Annotated in this window: 17 protein-coding genes and 2 pseudogenes; 16 read left to right on the forward strand and 3 right to left on the reverse strand. The window is 55.3% G+C overall.

Translation table 11 applies throughout. From position 1 onward, the window contains the following. From M0974_RS32695 to M0974_RS32715, 5 genes are all read left to right on the forward strand, one after another. A partial coding sequence (locus M0974_RS32695) for a M3 family metallopeptidase (protein ID WP_297846400.1) occupies positions 1-778 on the forward strand: 778 nt, incomplete at its 5' end. Further along, positions 775-1062, forward strand: a complete 288-nt coding sequence (locus M0974_RS32700; RefSeq protein ID WP_297846401.1) for a YheV family putative zinc ribbon protein — start codon at positions 775-777, stop codon at positions 1060-1062. The genes M0974_RS32695 and M0974_RS32700, both read left to right, overlap by 4 nt. A 514-nt stretch (positions 1063-1576) precedes the next feature. Further along, a complete protein-coding gene (locus tag M0974_RS32705) occupies positions 1577-2323 on the forward strand; it encodes a gluconate 2-dehydrogenase subunit 3 family protein (protein ID WP_297846403.1) in 747 nt (248 codons plus the stop codon). 2 nt (positions 2324-2325) lie between these two features. After that, on the forward strand, positions 2326-4101 hold the full coding sequence (locus M0974_RS32710) for a GMC family oxidoreductase (protein ID WP_297846405.1): 1776 nt from the start codon (positions 2326-2328) through the stop codon (positions 4099-4101). A 12-nt stretch (positions 4102-4113) separates the two neighbouring features. After that, the gene (locus M0974_RS32715) at positions 4114-5421 is read left to right on the forward strand and encodes a cytochrome c (RefSeq protein ID WP_297846407.1); all 1308 of its coding nucleotides are present in this window, start codon (positions 4114-4116) and stop codon (positions 5419-5421) included. A 76-nt stretch (positions 5422-5497) separates the two neighbouring features. Here the strand turns inward: M0974_RS32715 and M0974_RS32720 are convergent, their stop codons facing one another. After that, complete coding sequence (locus M0974_RS32720) at positions 5498-7144, reverse strand: hypothetical protein (protein ID WP_297846408.1); 1647 nt, start codon at positions 7142-7144, stop codon at positions 5498-5500. A gap of 296 nt (positions 7145-7440) precedes the next feature. Here M0974_RS32720 and M0974_RS32725 point away from each other — a divergent pair, with 296 nt between their 5' ends. Beyond that, positions 7441-8499: a PA0069 family radical SAM protein gene (locus M0974_RS32725; RefSeq protein ID WP_297846409.1), complete on the forward strand. Its 1059-nt coding sequence runs from the start codon at positions 7441-7443 to the stop codon at positions 8497-8499. Between the two features lie 233 nt (positions 8500-8732). Next, positions 8733-9464 carry a carbonic anhydrase gene (locus M0974_RS32730; RefSeq protein ID WP_297846410.1) on the forward strand — a complete coding sequence of 244 codons (732 nt, stop codon included), beginning with the start codon at positions 8733-8735 and terminating at the stop codon, positions 9462-9464. A 69-nt stretch (positions 9465-9533) separates the two neighbouring features. Here M0974_RS32730 and M0974_RS32735 read toward each other — a convergent pair whose 3' ends face one another. Continuing rightward, positions 9534-10187, reverse strand: coding sequence for a hypothetical protein (locus tag M0974_RS32735; RefSeq protein WP_297846412.1), 654 nt, complete (start codon positions 10185-10187; stop codon positions 9534-9536). 387 nt (positions 10188-10574) lie between these two features. Between M0974_RS32735 and coxB the strand changes: the two genes are divergently transcribed. The 4 genes from coxB to M0974_RS32755 are packed head-to-tail and all read left to right on the forward strand — an operon-like array spanning position 10575 to position 14860. Beyond that, positions 10575-11702, forward strand: a complete 1128-nt coding sequence (coxB, locus tag M0974_RS32740) for a cytochrome c oxidase subunit II (protein WP_297846414.1) — start codon at positions 10575-10577, stop codon at positions 11700-11702. 55 nt (positions 11703-11757) lie between these two features. Then, positions 11758-13356, forward strand: a complete 1599-nt coding sequence (ctaD, locus tag M0974_RS32745) for a cytochrome c oxidase subunit I (RefSeq protein WP_297846415.1) — start codon at positions 11758-11760, stop codon at positions 13354-13356. Between the two features lies 1 nt (position 13357). Beyond that, on the forward strand, positions 13358-13915 hold the full coding sequence (locus tag M0974_RS32750) for a cytochrome c oxidase assembly protein (protein WP_297846416.1): 558 nt from the start codon (positions 13358-13360) through the stop codon (positions 13913-13915). A 57-nt stretch (positions 13916-13972) separates the two neighbouring features. Next, on the forward strand, positions 13973-14860 hold the full coding sequence (locus tag M0974_RS32755; protein ID WP_297846417.1) for a cytochrome c oxidase subunit 3: 888 nt from the start codon (positions 13973-13975) through the stop codon (positions 14858-14860). Positions 14861-14869: 9 nt separating this feature from the next. Here M0974_RS32755 and M0974_RS32760 read toward each other — a convergent pair whose 3' ends face one another. After that, positions 14870-15073 (reverse strand): twin transmembrane helix small protein, encoded by a 204-nt coding sequence (locus M0974_RS32760; RefSeq protein WP_297846419.1) that lies wholly within the window; start codon positions 15071-15073, stop codon positions 14870-14872. An 80-nt stretch (positions 15074-15153) separates the two neighbouring features. Between M0974_RS32760 and M0974_RS32765 the strand changes: the two genes are divergently transcribed. From M0974_RS32765 to M0974_RS32785, 5 genes and pseudogenes are all read left to right on the forward strand, one after another. Further along, positions 15154-15894 (forward strand): SURF1 family protein, encoded by a 741-nt coding sequence (locus tag M0974_RS32765; protein WP_297846421.1) that lies wholly within the window; start codon positions 15154-15156, stop codon positions 15892-15894. Next, positions 15860-16453, forward strand: coding sequence for a hypothetical protein (locus M0974_RS32770; protein WP_297846424.1), 594 nt, complete (start codon positions 15860-15862; stop codon positions 16451-16453). Before M0974_RS32765 ends, M0974_RS32770 begins: the two co-directional genes overlap by 35 nt. A 9-nt stretch (positions 16454-16462) precedes the next feature. Beyond that, positions 16463-17443 (forward strand): annotated as a pseudogene (locus M0974_RS32775) (heme A synthase); the annotation flags it as partial. A gap of 140 nt (positions 17444-17583) precedes the next feature. After that, complete coding sequence (gene cyoE, locus M0974_RS32780; RefSeq protein ID WP_297846427.1) at positions 17584-18483, forward strand: heme o synthase; 900 nt, start codon at positions 17584-17586, stop codon at positions 18481-18483. Continuing rightward, positions 18480-19111, forward strand: a pseudogene (locus M0974_RS32785) (SCO family protein). The gene cyoE and the pseudogene M0974_RS32785 overlap by 4 nt, the downstream one beginning before the upstream one ends. Positions 19112-19336: the final 225 nt, after the last annotated feature.

Raw genomic sequence — 19336 nt, forward strand, 5'->3', positions numbered from 1 at the left:
CGGCGCTCGTGATCGTCGTCGCACCGCCGAAGGCCAACTGCAAAGCCCGGTGGCAAATCTGGTGTGCAACTTCACTCCAGCGGTCGGCGGTAAACCCGCTTTGTTGACCCACGACGAAGTGACCACGCTGTTTCACGAATTTGGTCATGGCTTGCACCACTTGCTGACCCGTGTTGAGCACGCTGGCGTGTCCGGCATTAACGGTGTGGCGTGGGATGCAGTGGAATTACCGAGCCAGTTCATGGAGAACTGGTGCTGGGAGCCCGAAGGTCTGGCGCTGATTTCTGCGCATTACGAGACCGGCGAAGCACTGCCCCAGGACCTGCTGGAAAAAATGCTCGCCGCGAAAAACTTTCAGTCCGGGCTGATGATGGTTCGCCAATTGGAATTCTCGCTATTCGACTTTGAACTGCACGCCACCCACGGTGACGGCCGCAGCGTGGCGCAGGTACTGGAAGACATTCGCGACGAAGTGTCGGTAATGCGTCCGCCCGCCTACAACCGCTTCCCCAACAGCTTCGCGCACATCTTTGCGGGTGGTTATGCGGCGGGTTACTACAGCTACAAGTGGGCTGAAGTGCTGTCTGCCGACGCCTTCTCGAAGTTCGAGGAAGACGGGGTATTCAACGCCGAGACTGGCCGTGCTTTCCGTAACGCCATCCTGGCGCGAGGTGGTTCACAGGCCCCGATGGTGTTGTTCGTCGATTTCCGCGGACGTGAACCTTCGATTGACGCACTGTTGCGCCATTCAGGCTTGAGTGAGGAAGCGGCAGCATGACCGATACACCCGTCATTATTACCAAAAGACGCTTCATCGCCGGGGCTGTTTGCCCGGCATGCAGCGAGCCGGACAAATTGATGATGTGGAACGAGAACGACGTGCCTCACCGCGAATGCGTGAGCTGTGGTTACTCCGACACGCTCAACGAGCAAGGCTTGTCCGTGCCCAAGGAACTGGGCACACGGGTCAACACCGCGCCAGTCAAAGTGGCTGATCCGAAGGTGCAGGGCGTGCAGTTTTTCCCTAATCCCAAGCTGAAAAAGCCGGTTAATCCGAACTAGTCAAAACCTCCGCATCACGTCTTTTGCAAATGAATCTCCCACAGACGCTCTCGAATCTGTGGGAGATCCCCCCCGTCACCTCGCAAACACAAGACTTGTAGGAGCGCGCTTGCCCGCGATCGGCTGCTTAGCAGCCGTAACTAAGTCAGCGACTCAATCTTTCAGCTAGAAACGGGCAGATTATTGGGGCCGCTTCGCGATCCATCTCAGCCTTCGGCAGCTCCTACAGTTTTCCCCCGGCATTAAAACTAGGCGCAGTCGCGTCTATTTTTTGTGCCTATCAGCAGTGAAACAGAACCTGATACCGGTTTCACTCATAGAATTGATCTATTTATTGGATGACTAACCGTTTTTTCTCAATCATGGCCTGCTAATCTTTGTAACTAATGTTTGCCGGGCGTGATCAGTAACTGAGGCCATAACGCCTCGTTTGTGCGACCGGAACAGCCCGAAAGAAAAAGATAAGCCGTCCCCGAGCGGATCCTTAACCGTGCTCGCAAGATGAGGTCTCCCCATGTCTGAACAAGACAACCCCCGGCGTGAGTTTTTGCGCAAAACTTTGACGTTGATCCCGGTCGTGACCGTCGCCAGTGCCGGGTTTGGTTTAGGCAGCGGCGTGGTGATGGCGCAGCCTGCTGCGGTGTCCACGGCCACCCCGCCCCCGCAGGCTCCGCCGAGCAATGTGGTGTATGAGCCCACGTATTTCACTGCCGAAGAGTGGGCGTTTATCAAGGCGGTAGTCGCCCGTTTGATTCCAGCGGACGAGCAAGGTCCTGGCGCCCTCGAAGCCGGTGCGCCGGAATACATCGACCGTCAGATGAGCACGCCATACGCCAGCGGTGCGTTGTGGTTCATGCAAGGGCCGTTCGTGGCCAACGCCCCACCCGAAATGGGTTGGCAGAGCAAATTGGTGCCGAAGGAAATCTACCGGTTGGGCATCGCGGCCTGCGACGCTTGGTGCAAGCAGCAGCAAGGCAAGACGTTCGCTGAACTGAGCACGGCGGCTCAGGATGAAACGCTCAAGCAGCTTGAAGCGGGCAGTGCTGCATTCGATAGCGTGCCGCCGAGCATGTTTTTCAACCTGTTGGTGCAAAACACCCAAGAAGGCTTTTTCTGCGACCCCATCCACGGCGGCAATAAGGGTTTGGTCGGTTGGACCATGGTTGGATTCCCCGGCGCTCGCGCCGACTTCATGGACTGGGTTGAGCGCAACGAGCCCTATCCCTTCCCGGCAGTATCGATTCGCGGCGAGAGAGCTTGAGCATGGCAACCGTAATGAAGAAGGTCGATGCAGTCATCATCGGCTTCGGCTGGACCGGCGCCATCATGGCCAAGGAACTCACCGAGGCGGGTCTCAACGTCGTAGCGCTTGAACGCGGGCCGATGCAGGACACCTATCCGGATGGCAATTACCCACAGGTGATCGATGAGCTGACCTACAGCGTGCGCAAAAAGCTGTTTCAGGACATCTCTAAAGAAACCGTGACCATCCGCCACAGCGTCAACGACGTAGCCCTGCCCAATCGCCAGCTTGGCGCGTTTCTCCCGGGCAACGGGGTGGGCGGCGCGGGCTTGCATTGGTCGGGCGTGCATTTTCGGGTCGATCCGATTGAGTTGCGTATGCGCAGCCATTACGAAGACCGTTATGGCAAAAGCTTTATCCCCAAGGACATGACCATTCAGGATTTCGGGGTCAGCTACGAAGAGCTGGAACCGTACTTCGATTTTGCTGAAAAAGTATTCGGCACTTCGGGGCAGGCGTTTACAGTCAAAGGCCAGCATGTCGGACCGGGCAACCCTTATGCGCCTGATCGGTCCGATCATTTCCCACTGGTGCCGCAGAAAAGAACCTACTCCGCACAGCTGTTTCATTCCGCAGCCAGCGCGGTTGGTTACAAACCGTACGACTTGCCGTCAGCCAATACTTCCGGGCCTTACACCAACCCGTATGGCGCGCAGATGGGGCCGTGCAATTTTTGTGGATTTTGCAGCGGCTACGTCTGCTACATGTATTCCAAGGCTTCGCCCAACGTGAACATCCTGCCGGCGCTTAAACAGGTGCCGACTTTCGAACTTCGCGCTAACTCCCATGTGCTACGGATCAACCTCGACAGCAGCAAGACCAAAGCCACGGGTGTGACCTATGTCGATGCCCAAGGTCGGGAGCTGGAGCAACCAGCGGATCTGGTCATCCTGGGTTCCTTCCAGTTCAATAACGTACGGATGTTGCTGTTGTCCGGTATCGGCAAGCCGTATGACCCAATAACGGGCGAAGGCGTGGTCGGGAAAAACTTCGCTTACCAAAACATGGCGACCATCAAGGCGTTCTTTGACAAAGACGTCTACACCAATAATTTCATTGGTGCCGGTGGCGCAGGCGTGGCGATAGACGACTTTAACGCGGATAACTTCGACCACGGGCCGCATGGCTTCGTCGGTGGTTCGCCAATGTGGGTCAACCAGGCCGGCAGTCGGCCAATCTCCGGCACGTCCAACCCGCCGGGCACTCCAACCTGGGGAAGCGCCTGGAAGCGCACCACCGCTGACTTTTACTCGCACCAAGTGTCGATGGATGCCCACGGCGCGCATCAATCATACCGAGGAAACTACCTCGATCTTGATCCGACCTATCGCGATTCCTACGGCCAGCCGTTGTTGCGTATGACCTTCGATTGGCAAGAGAACGACATCAAGATGAACCAGTTCATGGCCTCGAAACTGACCAAAGTTGCCGAAGCCATGAACCCTAAGGCCATTGCCCGGTTGGGCAAAAAAGTCGGTGATCACTTTAATACAGCGGCGTACCAGACGACGCACCTCAACGGTGGCGCGATTATGGGCACCGACCCGAAAACCAGTGTGATAAATCGCTACCTACAGTGCTGGGACGTGCATAACGTATTTGTGCCTGGCGCGTCCGCTTTCCCACAGGGCTTGGGCTACAACCCCACAGGTCTAGTCGCTGCGCTGACCTATTGGTCGGCCAAGGCAATACGCGAACAGTACCTGAAGAACCCTGGCCCGCTGGTTCAGGCTTAAGGAGCGATGATTATGAAAAATCTGCTTATCGCGACCTTGGCTATATGTTTTGGCGCATCTGTTTTTGCTGCTGACGGTTCAGATGCGGCGCTGATCAAACAAGGTGAGTACCTGGCACGAGCCGGTGACTGCGTGGCTTGCCATACGGCGAAGGGTGGCAAACCGTTCGCCGGTGGCCTGCCCATGGAAACGCCCATTGGCACTATTTATTCAACCAATATCACCCCGGATAAAACCGGTATCGGTGAATACAGCTTCGCGGACTTCGACAAAGCGGTACGTCAAGGGGTTTCAAAAGGGGGTAGCACGCTGTACCCAGCGATGCCCTACCCGTCCTATGCGCGGGTGAAAGAAGACGACATGCATGCGCTCTACGCGTACTTCATGAGAGGCGTCGCACCGGTGGTACAGGACAACAAAGACGTGGATATTCCGTGGCCGCTGAGCATGCGCTGGCCGTTGACCGGTTGGCGCTGGATATTCGCACCCAAGGTCGAGGACTATCAGGCCCCTGCCGCACAGGATGCCGTGGTGAGTCGTGGCGCTTACTTGGTCGAAGGCTTAGGGCACTGCGGCGCATGCCACACCCCGCGTGCCATCAGCATGCAGGAGAAGGCCCTCAGCGCGAGTGAAGGTTCGGCGTACTTGTCTGGCAGCGCACCGTTGGAAGGCTGGATTGCCAAAAGCCTGCGCGGCGATCACAAAGACGGCTTGGGTAGTTGGTCAGAAGGCCAGTTGGTGCAATTTCTCAAGACCGGCCGCAGCGATCACAGCGCCGTATTTGGCGGCATGACCGACGTGGTTGTGCACAGCATGCAATACATGAGCGATGACGATCTGACCGCCATTGCTCGCTACTTGAAATCCCTGCCCGCGAATGATCCGAACGATAAACCGCAGACGTCTGACGACGCAGTCGCCAAAGCCCTATGGAAAGGTGACGACAGCAAAGCGGGCGCTGCGGTGTATGTCGACAATTGCTCGGCGTGCCACCGTACCGACGGCCAGGGCTATACCCGAGTGTTCCCGGCGTTGGCGGGTAACCCGGTGCTGCAATCGGAAGACGCAGCATCGTTGATTAACCTCGTCCTTAAAGGCGGCACGTTGGCGGCCACTCACACAGCACCGTCAACCTTCACCATGCCTGCCTTCGCCTGGCGGCTGTCCGACCAACAGGTGGCGGACGTGGTGAACTTCATCCGTAGCAGTTGGGGCAATCAAGCTGGATTGGTAAAAGTGGGGGATGTCGAAAAGCTGCGTAAGGATGATCTGAAAACGACATCAAGTGACGACTTGGGGCAGGTAACGCAGCACAAATAGCGTTGACGTAAAAATGCGGTCCGAGCAGCGGACCGCATTTTAAATGTTAAAAACTAACGACATTGCAGGTAGCGTGTCATTTCAATATTGGGTTTTTATAGTGAACCTGCGTGTGAGAAATTTTCCCGTCGATATTATTGCCACGGTGTACCACGTGAACGTATTCATTGGTGAACGACGTATCGAACGAATTGATGCGGACGGGGAAATCAATGTCCTTCAGAATACTAATTTCGGTGACCCCTTGGTTATGACTTCCATTGGGGTTGCCGGCGAACACCAACCTTGTCCCCTTGGTGGCTCTAAAAAGCTTCACCGACCTGACTTCGTCATTGCGGCAACCATATTTATGCTTCTTCAAGTTGAAACTGTCACTCGAGTTCAAGGGAACTGTGCATACCCGATTTTGCGAAGTATTATTGCCTTCGTACATCATCATCACCGCAGGCAAAATCTCGGGTGCCGATCCGTCAACGACGATTCTAGATACTTTACCGTCTAAGCCATTATTGCGAAAGTTTACCACGTGATAACTGCTGTTATTATAATCGGCTTCAAAGGTTGGAAGTACAACGCGCTCGTTGATGCCAATGTCCCGCTTAAGGCTAATAACGGTGTAATCATCATTGCGATTGCCGTCGCTGCTGTCGGAAAGTGTGATTCGGGTGCCCTTGCCCATGCCTGAGAGCGATAAGGACCGCGCCTCGTCATTTTCGCAGCCTTGGGTTGGAAGCTTCAGAGTGGTTTGGCCACGTGGAACGACACAAACCGCATCTTGAGCACGATCCGCATTATTGCCTTCCCAAAAATAAATCCCGCCTTCACTTAATGCTTTGGCGTACGGGGATGTGTCTCCATTTTGATAGTTATTGATACCGATAAAATTGGGTTTTTTACCACACGTCTCAGCGCGGCGATTTAGGTAAGTCAGGTTATTGTCCTTATTTCCCGAATCAGTAATGGTCGATGTGCCGGAATGAAACTGGTTCATCAGGAACAGGCGATTCCAGGAGCCTTTGTTCGTGCCTTGACTGACCTTTGCCGTTGTGATTGGCATGGCAGTGTTTAAGGGTGGGCATGACCAATCATGGCTGAGGGTTGTCGTCCCCAGCGTAGCCCAGTGATTGGAGACCACCCAGTCACTTTCATTCAAAACGGTGATGGTTTTCCCGTTAACAGTGTACTTGCCGCTGACATGAGCCCTGCTGGTCAGGAGGATCAGCCGATTATTTTTTTCCGCCATTTCGCCCAGCGTAGGCCAGTTACTACCGGAAAAGTTGTCTGGGTTGAAGGTGTAATTTGCCAACTCTGGAATGGTTTCGAACACTTTCTGAAAGTCCTCGCGCTCTACGTAGGTCTCCAAAAATAGAGTAACCACTTCCGACGGATTGCTCTTGAGGAAAGGGATAAATTCATTTTTAAGCTGATTCGACCATGAGCCATAACACGCGAGTTTCTTGTGGCACACCTTAATAGCTTCCGACGCTTTTGAAGTGTCATTTATGTAAAGGTCCAACATAAATCCGCGCACGCCGTCCCGTAATTGCCGGGGCAGTTCGGCCAGATTTTGATTGATTTTTTCGTATGAGTTATGGGTGGTGACCCAGGAATATTGATCAAATGATTTGTCTTTGTTCGCAAATGGCGTATTCGCGTGAGCGGTTAAAGCGAACGACATAAGTGAGCCGCCCAGTAGGGCGCTGATGGTGGTGAGGTGGTTCACGTTGAAATCCTTTTCAAAGTTAAAAATGTGGTGTCGAACGCGATGGAAGAACAGTGGCTTTTACAACATCGCAAAAAAACAATAGATGAATTTATATCGATTGTAGGAATTAGGTAGTTTCAATGTGTGACGCAAAATTAATTACAGTCGATACGATTTAATCTGATAGTAACTGCACAGATCTCCTTGAGATTTACGGTTGCCGCCTATCAGTTCAGTCGCCTTTTCTGACAGACAGATGGAGAAAGACCTTCTTTGGCTGTACTGTATGCATGAACAGTACAGGGAAAACCCTTATGTCTATCGCCCTTCCCCCGCGCGGTCGCGGCACTGCCAGCAACCCGCATAACCGCTTTGCGCCCAACCGCTCCGTTGCTGAAGACGATGGTTGGTACCAAGAAGTGCCAATGACCCAAGGCACTGAGGTGCGCAGCGAAACGGCAAAAACCATTATTACCCGCAATACCTCGCCAGATATTCCATTCGACCGCTCGATCAATCCTTATCGAGGATGTGAGCACGGATGCATTTACTGTTACGCCCGGCCCAGCCATGCCTATTGGGATATGTCGCCCGGGCTGGATTTCGAAACCAAACTGATTGCCAAGACCAACGCTGCGGCGGTGTTGGAGCAGCAGCTGTCCAAGCCGGGCTACCGCTGCGCGCCAATTACCTTGGGGTCAAATACGGACCCTTATCAGCCGATTGAGCGTGAATACAAAATCACTCGGGCCACGCTTGAAGTGCTGCTGCGCTATCGGCATCCAGTGACAATCATCACCAAAGGCTCGTTGATCTTGCGTGACCTTGATCTGTTGGCCGAGATGGCGAAGCAGCGGTTGGTATCGGTCTTTATTAGCCTGACGACCCTCGATGATGAGCTCAAACGCATCCTTGAGCCTCGCGCTGCGGCCCCCAAGGCACGGTTAAGGGCGATTCGGGTCATGCGCCAAGCGGGTATTCCCGTCGGTGTGTTGTGCGCGCCGATGATCCCGATGATCAATGACAGCGAACTGGAAAGTTTGCTGAGCGAGGCCAAGGCAGCGGGCGCTTTAAGTGCCAGTTACATCATGCTGCGTTTACCGCTGGAGGTTGCGCCATTGTTCGAGGAGTGGCTGCAAGCGCATTATCCGCAACGGGCTGCGCATGTGATGAGCCTGATCCGGCAGGTTCGCGGTGGCGAGGTTTACGACAGCCGTTTTGGCGTTCGGATGCGCGGGGAAGGGCCATTTGCCGATTTATTGGCGCAGCGCTACAACGTCGCGGTGAAGCGTTTGGCGTTGAATAACCGTGAAAGCTTTACCTTGGATTGCGAATCGTTTTGTCCTCCGGGTGGGCAGATGTCGTTGTTATGATTCAGCCCCGACTCAAAACCTGTAGGACCGAATTTATTCGGGAAGTGGGCGGCGAGATTTATCTGGAACACCGCGTTGTTCCATTCGCGAATGAATTCGCTCCCACTGAATCTACAATCGCCTCAGTTAGTGCGTGTTGGGCAGACCCCACAGCCTTCAGTTTCAATTAAGCTGACTCGGCTACTGTTCAATTGAAGTGACCGGTCGGTCACGTTCCTACGGAGACGATAACTATGAGTGGCACGGATAAACAGCCTTTGGCTGAGTCGGCCAATGGTTTGCCGGAGACGGAAAGCGCCGAGGTGGCGCTTCAGCATATCGTTGACGGCTTCCTGCGTTTTCGGCACGAAGTCTTTCCAAAGCAGGAAGAGCTTTTTAAGCGCCTTGCCACCGTTCAGCGTCCGCGGGCAATGTTTATTGCCTGCGCTGACTCGCGCATCGTGCCGGAACTGATTACTCAAAGTTCGCCCGGCGATCTGTTCGTGACCCGCAATGTCGGCAATGTAGTGCCGCCCTATGGCCAGATGAACGGCGGTGTTTCCACGGCTATTGAGTACGCGGTGCTAGCGCTGGGGGTGCAGCACATCATTATTTGCGGGCACTCCGATTGCGGCGCCATGCGTGCGGTCCTTAATCCGCAAAGTCTTGAGAAAATGCCCACGGTCAAAGCCTGGCTGCGACATGCCGAAGTGGCGAAAACGGTGGTGGAAGATAATTGCCATTGCGCCGATGAACAGGAAAGCATGCACATCTTGACCCAGGAGAACGTGATTGCGCAGTTGCAACATCTACGCACGCATCCCTCCGTGGCCTCAAGAATGGCTAACGGTCATTTGTTTATTCATGGTTGGGTCTACAGCATCGAAACCAGCGATATCCTTGCTTACGACGCAGAGCAGGATTGCTTCTTGCCGCTTGATGGGTCGCACCCGATTCCGGTAGCAACGCCCAAAGCGCGGTTCTAACTATTGAGTGAGGGATTGCGCACGACTGCGGCTTTTGGGTCGGCCTGAGTCGTGCGCTAAGCGGGGCGGTTAACGCGTTTTCGGTGTGTCCAGATCAAGCCCTACGCCCAATTGGCGCGACAGGCTTGGCCAGCGCTTCCATGCAGCTTCGGTCTCGGGGCTCTTCAGCTTATCCCGATACTGCTCGACTGACTCCAGCGCGAAACTTGCGTCGCTAAGCATTTCATCCACCGCGTGATGCACGGCTTCATCCAGTTGGTTGGCAAACTCTTCGCCTATCAGTTGGTGGGCAATGACGCTTGCCACAGTGGTATTCGACGGGATCAGCGGCTGGCCGAAATGTTTGATGTATAGATCGTTGACCTCTTCAACCAGGCGATGAGCCAAGTAGGCTTCATCGAGCAAGCCGTCGAGCCCTTCATGCCCATGCAGAATTGCAGGTGGTTGTAGGAAAAACTGCTCTGCAATCTTCAGGACCGGTTTGATTTGGTCTTCGATTCCCGCTTCGATAGCCACTTCGTTGGCCGCGTCGAGCAGGTCTGGAACCAGTTCGATATAAGCTGCAACAAAACGTGTCAAAACGCCCTTCGCGTCCACTTCGGGGACGTGAATGGCTGGGTGCAAGTGAGGCAATTGAGTTTCAAGCTGACGCGACAATTGGCCGGTCTCGGCCTCGTGGTTAAGCGCATGTTGAATCTGCTCGCGCAAAGCGGCGGTGTTCATGAAAACTCCTGAACGTAGTCAATTAAGGCAAAAAGCAAAACGAAGCCATACGGTAGCTTGGTTATAAAATTTCCTCAGACGCATTTGTCATAACAAATTCACAATTATGTGGGTGGTTTATATAAGAGATGCGTTCTGGTGGCTGTTTTGTACGCCCGTAATAGCCCTTAATCGACAATTTAGCCAGCTAACGAGTTTTTACTTGCTCACATTGCGAGGTCCGAGGCGCTGTCTATACTCGGGACTGAAAGGAAGATTAGCTGGCGACGCCCGACTGCATTCGCAGCCTTGGCCCCGACGGTCAAGCCCATTCTTGACAGCCGCTCCCTTGGCCGCAGGTGAACGTAAAAGTCGGCGGGATAACAAGAACGATAAGGGGAACCCGCAATGATGCGACATCCACATGTCTGGATGGGCCTCCTGTTGTGGTCGATATTCAGCCAGGCGCAGGCCGCCTGGACGATGAATATGGCGCCTGGAGCGACTGAAGTCAGTCACGATATATTCGATTTGCACATGGCCATTTTGTGGATATGTGTGGTCATCGGCATCATTGTTTTCGGTGCCATGTTCTGGTCGATGATGCTTCACCGGCGCTCCACTGGCCAAGTAGCGGCCAAGTTTCACGAGAGCACTAAGATCGAGATTCTCTGGACGATTGTGCCGCTCTTGATTCTGGTTGTGATGGTCATCCCGGCTACCCGGACCATGATCAGAATGTACGACACTAGTGCGTCAGATATTGATATCCAGATCACCGGATACCAGTGGAAGTGGCATTACAAATATTTAGGGCAGGACGTCGAGTTCTTCAGCAACCTGGCGACGCCCGCCGACCAAATCCACAACAAAGAAGCCAAAGGCGAAAACTACCTGCTGGAAGTCGACGAGCCGTTGGTGATTCCGGTAGGAAAGAAAATTCGTTTTCTAGTGACCGCCGCCGACGTTATCCACTCATGGTGGGTACCCGCGTTTGCGGTCAAGCGTGACGCCATTCCAGGATTTATCAACGAAGCCTGGACCCGCGTCGACAAGCCCGGAACCTACCGCGGCCAGTGTTCAGAATTGTGCGGCAAAGACCACGGCTTCATGCCGATCGTGGTGGTGGTCAAGACCCAGGCGGACTTCGATTCCTGGTTGACCGAGCGCAAGGTTGAGAGCGCCAAACTCAAAGAACTGACCAGCAAGGACTGGACATTGGATGAGTTGGTGGCGCGTGGCGACAAGGTTTATCACACCACCTGCGTGGCTTGCCACCAGCCTGAAGGACAGGGCCTGCCGCCGATGTTCCCGGCGTTGAAAGGCTCTAAAACGGTCACTGGAACCAAAGAGGGTCACCTCAATACGGTGTTCCACGGTCGTCCGGGCACGGCGATGGCCGCGTTCGGTAAACAGCTTTCAGAGGTTGATATCGCCGCAGTAGTTACTTACGAGCGTAATGCCTGGGGTAACAACAAGGGCGACATGGTCACGCCCAAAGACGTGTTGGCTTTGAAACAGGCGGACGCGAAATGACCTCGTCCATGGCGTGTTCACTTTGTTTCGCAGATAGTTTTGCAGGAGACAGATCATGAGTGCAGTGATCGATGACCATGGCCACGTTGGCCATGTTGATGACCATGCGCACGGTCCCGCGAAGGGCCTGATGCGCTGGGTACTGACGACCAACCACAAAGACATCGGCACGCTGTACCTATGGTTCAGTTTCTGCATGTTCTTGCTCGGCGGCTCGTTCGCCATGGTGATCCGTGCTGAATTGTTTCAGCCCGGTCTGCAAATCGTCGAGCCCGCGTTCTTCAACCAGATGACGACGATGCATGGCTTGGTGATGGTCTTTGGCGCGGTCATGCCTGCGTTTGTCGGCCTCGCCAACTGGATGATTCCGTTGATGATCGGCGCACCAGACATGGCGTTGCCGAGGATGAACAACTTCAGCTTTTGGCTACTTCCAGCGGCATTCTTGCTATTGGTGTCGACGCTGTTCATGCCCGGTGGAGGCCCGAACTTCGGTTGGACGTTCTACGCGCCGTTATCGACCACGTATGCTCCGCCAAGCGTGACCTTCTTCATCTTCGCTATCCACATGATGGGTATCAGCTCAATCATGGGTGCGATCAACGTCATCGCAACCATTCTTAACCTGCGCGCGCCCGGCATGACCTTGATGAAAATGCCGCTGTTCGTCTGGACATGGCTGATCACGGCCTTCCTGTTGATTGCGGTAATGCCGGTACTGGCCGGTTGCGTGACCATGATGTTAATGGATATTCACTTTGGCACCAGCTTCTTCAGTGCGGCAGGCGGCGGTGATCCCGTGTTGTTCCAGCATGTGTTCTGGTTCTTCGGCCACCCCGAGGTGTACATCATGATCCTGCCAGCGTTTGGCGCGGTCAGTTCGATCATTCCGACGTTCTCGCGCAAACCACTGTTTGGTTACACGTCTATGGTTTATGCGGTGGCAAGTATCGCTTTTCTGTCGTTCATCGTTTGGGCACACCACATGTTTGTGGTTGGCATTCCGTTGGTGGGCGAGTTGTTCTTCATGTACGCCACCATGTTGATTGCCGTGCCCACTGGGGTAAAAGTGTTCAACTGGGTCAGCACCATGTGGCAGGGTTCGCTGACCTTCGAGACACCGATGCTGTTCGCGGTGGCGTTCGTGATTTTGTTCAGCATCGGCGGTTTTTCCGGGCTGATGTTGGCGATCGCCCCGGCCGACTTCCAGTACCAGGACACCTACTTTGTGGTGGCGCACTTCCACTACGTGTTAGTGCCGGGTGCGATTTTCGGGATCTTCGCCTCGGCCTATTACTGGCTGCCGAAATGGACCGGGCACATGTACGACGAAACCCTGGGCAAGCTGCATTTTTGGCTGTCCTTCATCGGTATGAACGTCGCATTTTTCCCGATGCACTTCCTTGGACTCGCGGGAATGCCACGGCGAATTCCTGACTACAACCTGCAGTTCGCCAACTTCAATATGGTGTCATCGATTGGTGCGTTTACCTTTGGCGCCACGCAAATCTTCTTCCTGTTCATTGTGATCAAGACCATTCGTGGTGGCCCACCTGCGCCCGCCAAACCTTGGGACGGTGCAGAGGGATTGGAGTGGACTATTCCGTCGCCCGCGCCGTATCACACCTTCACCACGCCGCCGGAAGTGAAATGAGATGAACGAACAGCGCTCCATCAGACGCTTGGTCATTCGCCTGCTGTTTTTGGTGGCGGCGATGTTTGCGTTCGGTTTCGCGCTGGTGCCGCTGTATGACGTGATGTGCAAAGCCCTCGGGATCAACGGCAAGACCGGCGATAAATACGAAGGCTCGCAGGTGGTTGATCAAAGCCGCCAAGTTCGGGTGCAGTTTCTATCGAGCAACAACGTCGACATGAGCTGGGACTTCTATCCCAAAAATGACGTGCTAGACGTGCACCCCGGCGCTGTCAACGAGATGCTGTTCGTGGCACATAACCCGACCAGCCATGTGATGAAAGCCCAAGCGATCCCTAGTATTTCCCCGGGCGAAGTCGCGATTTATTTCCACAAAACCGAATGCTTTTGTTTCACCCAACAAACTCTGCAGCCGGGCGAGCGCATCGAGATGCCAGTGCGTTTCATCCTCGACCGGGACCTGCCCAAAGACGTGAAACAACTGACGCTGGGTTACACGCTGTTCGACATCACCGCTCGCTCGCCACCGGTAGTTAAAGTGGCAGGCAATGGCGGCTAAGCCTTAAGCCGCGAGCACCCTGATCAATCAGGGGCGCCCGATAAGGAGAACAATAAGATGGCACTTCACGAGCATTACTACGTTCCCGCGCAAAGCAAGTGGCCGATTATTGCCACGGTGGGCATGTTCATCACCATGTTTGGCCTCGGAACGTGGTTCAACGATTTGAAAGCAGGGCATGCCGAATCCCACGGACCGCTGATTTTTTCCGTCGGTGGATTGCTGGTGGCTTACATGCTGTTTGGTTGGTTCGGGACGGTGATCAAGGAAAGTCGCTCGGGATTATTCAGCGCGCAGATGGACCGTTCATTCCGGTGGGGCATGAGCTGGTTCATTTTTTCCGAAGTGATGTTCTTTGTGGCCTTCTTCGGTGCCCTGTTCTACGTGCGCAACTTGTCTGGGCCGTGGCTAGGCGGCGAAGGCTCCAAGGGCGTGGCGCATATGCTTTGGCCAAATTTCCAATACACATGGCCGCTGCTGAATCCGCCTGATCCGAAGCTGTTTCCCGGCCCCAAAGAGGTGATCAATCCGTGGCACTTACCACTGATCAATACGATCTTGCTGGTCAGCTCCAGCGTCACGGTGACGGTCGCGCATCACGCGCTTAAAAAAGGCCATCGCGCCGCGCTGAAAATCTGGTTAGCGATCACTATATTGCTGGGTTTGAGCTTTTTGACGTTGCAGGCCGTGGAGTATCGGGAGGCTTACCACGAGCTGGGCTTGACCTTGGGTTCTGGCGTCTACGGTGCGACTTTCTTCATGCTCACCGGCTTCCACGGCGCTCACGTCACCATTGGCACGATCATTCTGTTTGTGATGCTGATGCGAATAATGCGCGGGCATTTTGACGCTGAGCATCAGTTCGGATTCGAGGCCGCCAGTTGGTATTGGCACTTCGTCGACGTGGTGTGGATCGGCTTGTTTGTCTTCGTTTACGTGCTTTAAGCGTGGCGCTTACCAGGTGACGTGAGACACCAGTTGCCCGCTGTAGAAGCCCCAGGCGATCAGGATGACGGTGATCGCCGCGAGGCAGACACGGACGGTCAGGGCCTTTACCACTCGATTGGAACTGCTGTCGTCTTTTACAAGAAAAAACAGGCCGCTGAACAGGCTGATCATTGTGGCAATGAGCATAAGAACAATCGCCGCTTTGAGCATGATGCAACTCCATGATGCGTCGGAGGGGAATACATGCCGTGCAGTATAGCTACTCGCCGATACGCAGCCTCGGAGGCGCCATGAAGCGTTTTCAACCCGGTGTGGGCCCAACGGTAGTGGTGTTCCTGTTGCTGCCGCTGCTGATATTTCTTGGTTTTTGGCAGCTTGATCGCGGCGAGCAGAAGCGCGTGCTACTTGCCAATTATGCCGAGCGCCGTGTCGCTGACCCCATCGCCAGCACTCAGCTTGAACAAACTGCCGACCCGGCCTATCGGCGTGTGCAACTGCGCGGCCAGTTTGATAGTGCACACAGCTTGATGCTGGACAACAGCACCCGCGGCGGGCGTGGCGGCATCGAATTGATTCAACCTTTTCATGATCAAGCCAGCGGGCTTTGGTTGCTGGTAAATCGCGGCTGGCTGCCGTGGCCTGATCGGCGCACACCGCCTGTGTTCACCACGCCGGAACAGGTTCTGAGTCTTAACGCCTGGGTGTACGTGCCGTCTGGCGCGACCTTTCAGCTGGGCGCCGACCCCGTGGGCGCGCCTTGGCCTCGACTGGTCACCGCAGTAGACCCCGTAAAAATCTGGACCGAGCTGGGGCGCGAAGGCTTCAACGATGAACTGCGACTGGAGCCCGCAGCAGCCGCGTACCAATTGGACTGGCCGGTAGTGGCCATGGGGCCGGAGAAGCATCTCGGTTATGCCGTTCAGTGGTTTGCCCTGGCGGCTGCACTGTTCGGCCTGTTTCTGTACCTCGGGTATCGTAATGCCAAGGAGAAAGAACATGGGACCAGCCATGAATCCACTCAGCATGTCTGAAACACGCCCGCTGCAATCGCGCCGTAAAGGCCGCTTACAGCTGATTTTGGTGGCGCTCATTGCTGTGGGCCCGATGATTCTCGCCACCGGCATGTACAAACTGCAGTTCTGGGTCCCGGACAGCCGCAGCTTTCACGGTGAAATGATCGGCAACGGTCAGAGTCGCACCGAACTTGGGGTGCTTGCGGACGAAAAACGCTGGCAGTTGCTGGTCAGTGCGCCCCAGGGCTGTGAAGCCGATTGCCAACATCTGGTGTACCTGGCGCGTCAGCTGAATATTGGCTTGGGTCAGGATTCCGCCAGGGCCAGCCACGGTTTGGCCGTCGCCCAGCCGCTGGATGCCGAATACACCGGCAAGCTGACCCGTGAATATCCCAACTTGCAGCGCTACCCGCTGGACGTGTCGCTGTACCGCAAAGCTGCGCCCGGCGTTGAAACGCCACAACTCTGGATCGTCGATCCCCACGGCAACCTGGTGCTGCGTTACGACGCCAAGGTCAACGGTAAGGACCTGCTCAACGATCTACGCCAACTGTTGAAACTGTCGAACATTGGATAGGGCTTCGCCATGGCCAGACCTGGATTTCGCCTCGCATTGCTTGCCACGCTGCTTGCGCTTGTCGTGGTGTTGCTCGGTGCCTACACCCGGCTAACCCATGCCGGGCTGGGTTGTCCGGACTGGCCAGGCTGTTACGGTTTCATCAGTGTGCCCAACAGTGAGGCGCAACTGGCGCATGCCGAATTGCATTTCCCCGACACACCCGTCGAGCCGCACAAGGGCCGCAACGAGATGGTCCATCGCTACTTTGCCGGCACTCTTGCGCTGATGATGGTGTTGCTGGCGGCGCAAGCCGTGCGCCGCCGCCATCAGGATGGACAGCCGTTCAAGTTGCCGATGCTGATGCTCGGTGTGGTGGTTTCCCAGGCTGCGTTTGGCATGTGGACGGTAACGCTTAAGCTGTGGCCGCAAGTCGTCACGGCGCATCTGCTGGGGGGTGTTACTACATTGAGTTTGTTGTTTTTGCTATCACTGCGTTTGTCGGGGGCGTTTGCCCCGTTGCCGCCGTTGCCCGCGCGTTTACGTTATTTGGCTGCGGTGGCGTTGGTCTTGGTGGGGGCGCAAATAGCCTTGGGTGGTTGGGTCAGTTCCAATTACGCCGCAATCGCGTGTGCCGACTTGCCGACCTGCCATGGCGAATGGTGGCCCAAGGCGGATTTCGTCAACGGTTTCCGTTTGACCCAGCACATCGGTCCGAATTACCTGGGCGGGCAACTGGACAGCGATGCACGGACGGCGATTCACCTTACCCATCGATTGGGCGCGGTGCTGTTAACCGTGGTGCTATTGGCGCTGGCGTGGCAACTGAAGCGTGCGGGTCTTAAAGGCATGGCCTGGTTGGTGCTGCTGGCGCTGGCGGTGCAAGTGGCGTTGGGCATTAGTAACGTGATTTTCCATTTGCCGCTACCGATTGCCGTGGCTCACAACGCGGGCGGTGCGGCGCTGATGTTGACGCTGGTGCTGGTGAATTATCGTGCACGATCTGCGTTGGGTTGGGCGGTCAAGGCTGCACCTCGACGGGACCTGCAGGCACGGCATCACGGGCACGGTCGTCTGCATCCGGGCAAATAGCCGGACACAGCGCTTAACAAAGAATCGGGCACAGAATAATAACGATAAGGAGAGATGCCGTGACAACCGTAGTACGCGAGCAACCTAGCCAGGCCATTTGGCGCGACTACCTCGAACTAACCAAACCGAAGGTGGTGGTGCTGATGCTAATCACCTCACTGGTCGGTATGTTCCTCGCCACCCGAGCGGGTGTGCCCTGGACCGTGCTGGTGTTCGGCAATATGGGGATCGCTTTTTGCGCGGGTGGCGCGGCGGTGGTTAACCATGTGGTGGACCGACGCATCGACGCCGTAATGGCCCGAACCAAAAAACGTCCGCTGGCAGAAGGGCGGGTGACTCCGGCCGCAGCCCTGACGTTTGCCTTGTTACTGGCCGTGACGGGGCAAGCGCTCCTACTGGCCTTTACCAACACACTCACGGCCTGGCTGACACTGGCTTCGTTGCTGGGTTATGCGGTGGTCTACACCGGCTTTCTGAAGCGGGCAACGCCGCAGAACATTGTAATCGGTGGCCTCGCCGGTGCGGCGCCTCCTTTGCTTGGCTGGGTCGCCACCACCGGCCATGTCAGTGCCGAATCGCTGTTGCTGGTGCTGATCATCTTCGCCTGGACCCCACCGCACTTCTGGGCATTGGCCATCCATCGCAAGGAGGAATACGCCAAGGCCGACATTCCGATGTTGCCGGTCACTCACGGTGAGCACTACACCAAGGTACACATTCTGCTGTACACCCTGGTGCTGCTGGCGGTTAGCTTACTGCCGTATGTGATCCACATGAGCGGCATGCTCTATCTGTTGTGTGCGCTAGGGTTGGGCGCAAGGTTTCTGCAAATGTCGTGGGTGCTGTACCGTGGTGTCAAACCACACGCGGCCATCAACACCTTCAAGTATTCTATTTACTACTTGTTGCTGTTATTCATCGCGTTGCTCGTCGACCACTACCTATTGTTGAAAATATGACTCGAGTTCAAAAAACGGTATTTATTCTAGTTGCTGTGGTGGCTCTGATTCTGGGCCTGACGGTTAATCAGGTGCTGTCTAACAGAGGCCAGGGTGATCCGACGGCGATGATCGATGCTGGCATCATTTTGTTGCCCACCAGCCGCTCTATCCCTGACCTGAAGATGACCAATCAGGATGGCAACGCGGTTTCCATGGCTGAGCTGAAAGGCAAATGGACGATGCTGTTTTTTGGCTACACCTTCTGCCCGGACATTTGCCCGACGACGCTGGCGCAACTGCGTCAGATTAAAAGCGAATTGCCCAAAGACGTACTCAGCAAGCTGCAAATCGTGCTGGTCAGCGTCGACCCCAACCGCGATACACCGCAGCAGCTCAAGCAATACCTGGGTTATTTTGATCCCTCGTTCTTGGGCCTGACCGCGCCGGTCGAGGTCATCGAGAAACTTGCCAACGCAATGAGCATTCCGTTTATCCCCGCCGACACAGCAAACCCAACTACACCGTCGACCACAGCGGCAACCTCGCCCTACTCGGCCCGGATGGCACCCAACGCGGCTTCATCCGCTCGCCGTTGAACGACAAGAAAATGGTCGAGCAACTGCCAAGGTTGTTGGTTCGGGAGTAAATACTGTTGGACCGAATTCATTCGGGAAGGCTTTGTGTCAGGCGCGGATGATGTTGGATGTGAGACCCATTCCCGAATAAATTCGGTCCCACAGTCGATGGAGTCAGCGCAAAGTTCTGGGCTCACATAGATTCGGTGGGAGCGAACTTGTTCGCGAGAAGGCTGGCGCGGTTTATCTGAAACACCGCCTCGCCAACAAGTTGGCTCCTACAGATGTGTCGCCGT

Source organism: Pseudomonas sp. (assembly GCF_026224925.1).
Lineage (GTDB): Bacteria > Pseudomonadota > Gammaproteobacteria > Pseudomonadales > Pseudomonadaceae > Aquipseudomonas.